Below are 5,282 nucleotides of genomic sequence, written 5' to 3' on the forward strand. Positions count from 1 at the left end.
TAGACGTCAGCATCACGGCAATAGCCACAAATGCCGCAGGCGGCTTCACCAACGATGCCACAAAACTGACGGGAACCGGAAACGATAAGAAAGTGATGTTTGCAGTGAGAAAGTCAACCGAAGCTGTCCCAACCAGCGCGGCCGGAGACAAGACAAAATGGTTCGACCCGGATGCCAATTATGGAAACACCCCCTACAAAGTAAGCACCACAGCCGGTGACAATACCCTGGCGGCCAGTGCCGTGCTGGAGATGAAACTGTATGGCGCCACCGTCCAGGGCTGGTCAAACAATGAGACGTTCACTGTTACCCCAACCTTCACCATATCCGTACACTAACCACAACGGGACTATCAGAAAGGAGACAACCAATATGGCAACCAGAATCCCATGCACCCCCTTCGGCAAGAAAATGAAAATCGCCATGGTAGAGCAGGACATCCCACAGCAGGAACTGGCCAGACGCCTGGGCATCGCCAACTCCACCGTCAGCGACATCATTTACGGCCGCAACCAGTGCGAGCGCACCAAAAAACGCATTGCTGAAACGCTGGGAATCAAAGGGTGATTTGATGAACAGGCCGTTGTAAAAACAGACAGCAGCTGACTGACAAAAAAGTTTAAAGAATAGAGTTCCTGTAAAAAATCTGGGAACTCTATTTTCTATTTTTGCTCTATTTTTATGATTTTATAATTGCATCTTACAGGGCGATGTGTTATACTGAATCCATTCATAGATATATAAAGTATGATTTAAGTTTCCTGCGGATTTCTTTCCGCAGAAAATTCATTGCCGTTAACGCGGCGCCTACGGTGAACATCACTGTAATGACCGATTCGGTCGAGTATTCAGAAAGAAGAAATTCATTCAGAGCTATTGAAGTTAGGTCGATTTTTTATTATACTGAAAGGAGAAAAGGAATGAAGAGAAAAGCATTGCAGTGGCACCCGGCGTTTCAGGCGGCACTGCAGGTAGAACTGATGGAAGACCGGGAATTTCTGGTCTTTCAGGAGGAACATAATCTCAGCAAAAAACCGCTGCAGATGGATACACTGATTATCAAGCAGAGAAAAGACTATGTTGTCAGAAAGAGTATAGGGAAGTTATTCCGCCAGTACAATATCATAGAGTACAAAAGTCCGGAGGATTACATCAGTGTCAATGATTTTTATAAAGTGACAGGATATGCGTGTGTCTACCAGTCAGATACCAGAAAAGTTTTGGAGATACCGCCGGAGGAACTGACCATTACCCTGGTATGCAGCCATTTTCCAAGAGAGTTGGTGCAGCATTTAAAAAAGAGGTATCAAGCGGTTGTATGGGAGGAGTTTCAGGGAATTTATTATGTGAAAGGTCTAATGTTCCCGATGCAGATACTGGTGACAAACCGTTTATCAAGGGAAGAATATATCTGGCTGGGGCGTCTGCGGGGCGGACTGGAAGTAACAGAAATCGAGCCGTTGGCCAGAGAGTATAAAAGCAACCAGGAGGACCCGCTGTATCAGGCCGTGATGGATTTGATTATCCGGGCGAATGCGGAGCAGTATGAGGAGGTAAGAAAAATGTGTGATGCATTGAGAGAATTGTTTGCCGATGAGTTGGAGAAGAGGGAAGAACGTGGAATAGAACTTGGAATAGAACGAGGAATAGAATGCGGAATAGAGCAAGGGCGGGAGCAGGGAATTTTGTTGAATCTGGTGTCTCTTGTTAGAAAAAAACAGAAGAAAGGAATGGCAGTTGAAGAGATTGCGGAGATTTTGGAAGCGGATTTGCAACTGGTGCAGAAGATGTATCATGTGCTGGAGCTGCATCCGGAACATACGGATACGGAAATTGTTGAACTTTTAAAAATGTAATGGCAGGTACAGTTTGCGCTAAAATGATACAGGAAAGTTTTTGAATCCTGTGGAATTTTTTCATCACATCCAGCATTTTAAAATGCATCTCAACTTGCAACTGCTCATTCCGGTATCCAGAATCGCCACTTATTCCGCCTGCCCCAGCGCCTTCAACACCCATTCCGTGAGAAGAGTACGGACTAGTGAACCCAGTTCTTCCACACTCAGTTCCTGATTATTTTTCTGCCATTCATTCATAATGGATATGATACCCGACAGATAGAAATCAAGGGCATACACAGCCTTGATATCATCGGTTGGAATATGAAATGCGGATATGATGACCGGCATGATTGCCTTTTTCAACTTCATGGCAAATTTGGAGGAGTGCTCGCCGGTCAGAAGAATCATGTAATTCTGCTCCTCCTGATTTTGCACCTCATTGAATGCTTCCACAAAGATATTGGCAAAATTCCCATTGGAAATGGTATTAGTAATCTTCTCACCAATACAGTTAATCATTTCTTCCTCAATCTGTTCCAGCAAATCGTAGACGTCCAAAAAATATTCATAAAATGTGGCGCGGTTATATCCCGCCCGTCGGGTGAGTTCCGCAACTGTGATTTAATTTTCTGCTCATATATGGGAAAATGCATCCGCTGCGCAATACTGCGGCCGGTTTTCTCTATCAGCATGCCGAATTGTGGTTATATGCCCATGGCTGTGCAACCCGGTGGCTTGGCGGTGTGAAGCCGAAGGAGGCAGACCCGGACTTCATCGTCGGAATTGCTTTTGGGAAACCGACGGAGCCAGCAGTAAGAGAAGCCTACGAGTTCAAACGCAAATCTCTGGATGAAATGTCAAAAGGAACGGATTTACGACTTGAGGCGGCACGCCTGGCGCCTTCCGGGATGAATGGCCAGCCGTGGTACTATATTGTCGATGGCAGCAAGATACATACCTACTACAAGCCAAGCCTCGGAGGAATTCTCGGGAAAATGTATAATCTTACGGATTTGGCCGTAGGAATTTCTCTCTGTCATTTAGCCGTGGCGGGTGAGCACGAGGGACGGCCCTTCCGGTTTGCTGTGTATCAGGGCGGTATTCCAACCCCTCCCAACGGATTTGTCTATGTGGGAACTGTGGAATAAGAGAACTGTTAAATAAAAATGATAGAGATGAGGAGAAGTATGAATTATAAGATAAATCCCAAAAACGGAGATAAGCTTTCAATTCTTGGCTTCGGCTGCATGCGGTTTGGCGGCGATAGCCTGACCAGTTCCTTTGCCGGTGGCTTCGATACAAAAAAAGCGGAGCAGCTGATTAAATCCGCCATCGACAGCGGTGTGAATTATTTTGATACCGCCTATGTCTATAACGGAAGCGAGGAAGTGCTTGGCAAAACCCTGGCAAAATGCGGTGTCCGCGATAAGGTTTATATAGCCACAAAAATGCCGCTTATCCTGTGCAGGAGCCGGAATGATTTGGACAAATATTTCGCCAAACATCTGGAGCGGCTGCAGACAGATTATATTGACTATTATCTGCTTCATATGCTGGCAGATATGAAAACCTGGAATACCCTCTGTGAGTGGGGAATCAAGGAGTGGGTGGCCGAAAAGAAGGCGTCGGGTCAGATAAAGCAGTTTGGTTTTTCCTTTCACGGAGCCCAGGATGAGTTTATGGCTCTGCTTGATGCCTACGACTGGGATTTCTGCCAGATTCAGTATAATTATTCCGACGAGAATTACCAGGCCGGCGTGAAAGGACTTAAAAAAGCCGCCGCCAAAGGCATGCCCGTGATGATTATGGAACCCCTGTTAGGCGGAAAGCTGGCCGGCAGCCTGCCGGAGGCGGCGGTAGAGCTTTTAAAGGCTATGCGGTTTGGAACAAAGTTTTTTGTCAGGAAGAAATAAATATCTAGGAACTGAGCCGCCTGTTTTTGGCGGCTTTTTATTTGGGTGCGAATTTTACTTGAAAGATTTCCGAATATTAGATAAGATAAAGGAAACCTACAAAAGAAAGGGGACCTTTTTTTATGATATGCGAGCGTAAAATTATGGACAACATAACGGAAGAACATTTAAAGCAGTATGAACAATATTTAAAAGGGGAGGAGAGAAGCCAGGCCACCGTGGAGAAATATCTCCGGGACATCAGGAAGTTCCGGGATTACTTAAATGCGTCGGACAGCGGGACATTCGACAAGGAGCAGGTACTGGAATACAAGCAATATCTCAATGAACATTACAAAACCACCAGCGCCAACTCCATGCTGGCGGCCATCAACAGTTTTTTTGATTATCTGGGATGGACCGAGTGTAAAGTCCGCCTGTTTAAAATCCAGCGGGTTCAGTTTTGTGAGCCGGAGCGGGAGCTGACGGAAAAGGACTATGAGCGGCTGATTCAGACGGCAGAGCGAAAAGGCGATGTCAGAATGAGCATGCTTCTCCAGACAATCGGCAGCACCGGAATCCGAATCAGCGAGCTTCGCTTTATCACCGTGGAGTCCCTGGAGACCGGCCGGGCCGACATTTACAACAAGGGGAAATCCAGAGTGGCCCTGCTTCCGACGAAGCTGATGAAGGTGTTGAAAAAATATTGCCGGAAAATGGGAATCGGTAAGGGAAGCATTTTCATCACCAGAAACGGAAAACCCATGGATAGAAGTAACATCAGCAAGAAAATGAAGGAGCTTGGGCGGGAAGCCGGAGTGGACGAGAGAAAGGTATTTCCCCACAATTTCCGCCATCTGTTCGCCAGAACATTTTACCGAATCGAAAAAGACGTGGTCCGTCTGATGGACTTGCTGGGGCACTCCAATATTAACACGACGCGAATCTACACAGCAGACACGGAGAGCCAGCCGAGGCGGCAGCTGTCGCGGATGAAATTGGTGTTTGGTTAGCCGTGACAGGCAGAACAATAAAAAAATACCCCATAATGAGTATTATGCGGTATCTACAACATCTAAAAGAAGGGATTTCCCTTCATGATATAGTCTATTATACCCACTTTCGTAAAAATTGCAAGATTGGAAATGGAAAAAATTGCAAAATACGAGGAAGAATTCGCAGAATTGTGGTGTAATGGGAAGAAAATCCGGTGATTTGGCTTTTGGGGCTGAAATCGCCTGTTTGTGGTGCCATAAAATCATTTACATCTGTGCTGTTCTGTTTGATATCCCAATACGAGAAGCGGAAATGCAATAAAAAATCATAGGAAATGGCAATATACTGCTGTCCATTTCAGGAAATATGGATGATTCCACTTCATAATACTCATTACAGAGTAAAAGCCGAAAGGAAGGTGCCAGTCCGTGGAGACAGTCGGAGGCAGAGGAAAGTCCCGCAGACAGGAACGGAGCGGACGGATGAGGAAAAGAAAGAGGGAATCCCATTTTCCTACGGTCCGTTATGGAGGATTTGAGGAAAGCCAGATTAT

At 46.0% G+C, this 5,282-nt stretch carries 6 protein-coding genes and 1 pseudogene; 6 read left to right on the forward strand and 1 reads right to left on the reverse strand.

Translation table 11 applies throughout. From position 1 onward, the window contains the following. From HMPREF9473_RS16055 to HMPREF9473_RS16065, 3 genes and pseudogenes are all read left to right on the forward strand, one after another. Positions 1-338, forward strand: a pseudogene (locus HMPREF9473_RS16055) (hypothetical protein); the annotation flags it as partial. A gap of 34 nt (positions 339-372) precedes the next feature. Beyond that, on the forward strand, positions 373-567 hold the full coding sequence (locus tag HMPREF9473_RS16060; protein WP_006781211.1) for a helix-turn-helix domain-containing protein: 195 nt from the start codon (positions 373-375) through the stop codon (positions 565-567). Between the two features lie 353 nt (positions 568-920). Then, the gene (locus HMPREF9473_RS16065; RefSeq protein ID WP_006781212.1) at positions 921-1,856 is read left to right on the forward strand and encodes a hypothetical protein; all 936 of its coding nucleotides are present in this window, start codon (positions 921-923) and stop codon (positions 1,854-1,856) included. Positions 1,857-1,985: 129 nt separating this feature from the next. On the opposite strand, the gene HMPREF9473_RS16070 is transcribed toward HMPREF9473_RS16065, so the two are convergent. Further along, positions 1,986-2,384 carry a TetR-like C-terminal domain-containing protein gene (locus tag HMPREF9473_RS16070; RefSeq protein WP_242830849.1) on the reverse strand — a complete coding sequence of 133 codons (399 nt, stop codon included), beginning with the start codon at positions 2,382-2,384 and terminating at the stop codon, positions 1,986-1,988. A gap of 92 nt (positions 2,385-2,476) precedes the next feature. On the opposite strand from HMPREF9473_RS16070, the gene HMPREF9473_RS16075 reads away from it, so the two are divergent. The 3 genes from HMPREF9473_RS16075 (at position 2,477) to HMPREF9473_RS16085 (ending at position 4,746) form a co-directional block, all read left to right on the forward strand. Continuing rightward, entirely contained in the window at positions 2,477-2,989 is a 513-nt protein-coding gene (locus tag HMPREF9473_RS16075) for a nitroreductase family protein (protein ID WP_278245540.1), read from the forward strand. Positions 2,990-3,028: 39 nt separating this feature from the next. Continuing rightward, on the forward strand, positions 3,029-3,754 hold the full coding sequence (locus HMPREF9473_RS16080; RefSeq protein ID WP_006781215.1) for an aldo/keto reductase: 726 nt from the start codon (positions 3,029-3,031) through the stop codon (positions 3,752-3,754). Positions 3,755-3,876: 122 nt separating this feature from the next. Beyond that, positions 3,877-4,746 (forward strand): tyrosine-type recombinase/integrase, encoded by an 870-nt coding sequence (locus tag HMPREF9473_RS16085; protein WP_006781216.1) that lies wholly within the window; start codon positions 3,877-3,879, stop codon positions 4,744-4,746. Positions 4,747-5,282 lie beyond the last annotated feature (536 nt).

The organism is Hungatella hathewayi WAL-18680, assembly GCF_000235505.1.
Taxonomy (GTDB): Bacteria; Bacillota; Clostridia; order Lachnospirales; family Lachnospiraceae; genus Hungatella_A; species Hungatella_A hathewayi_A.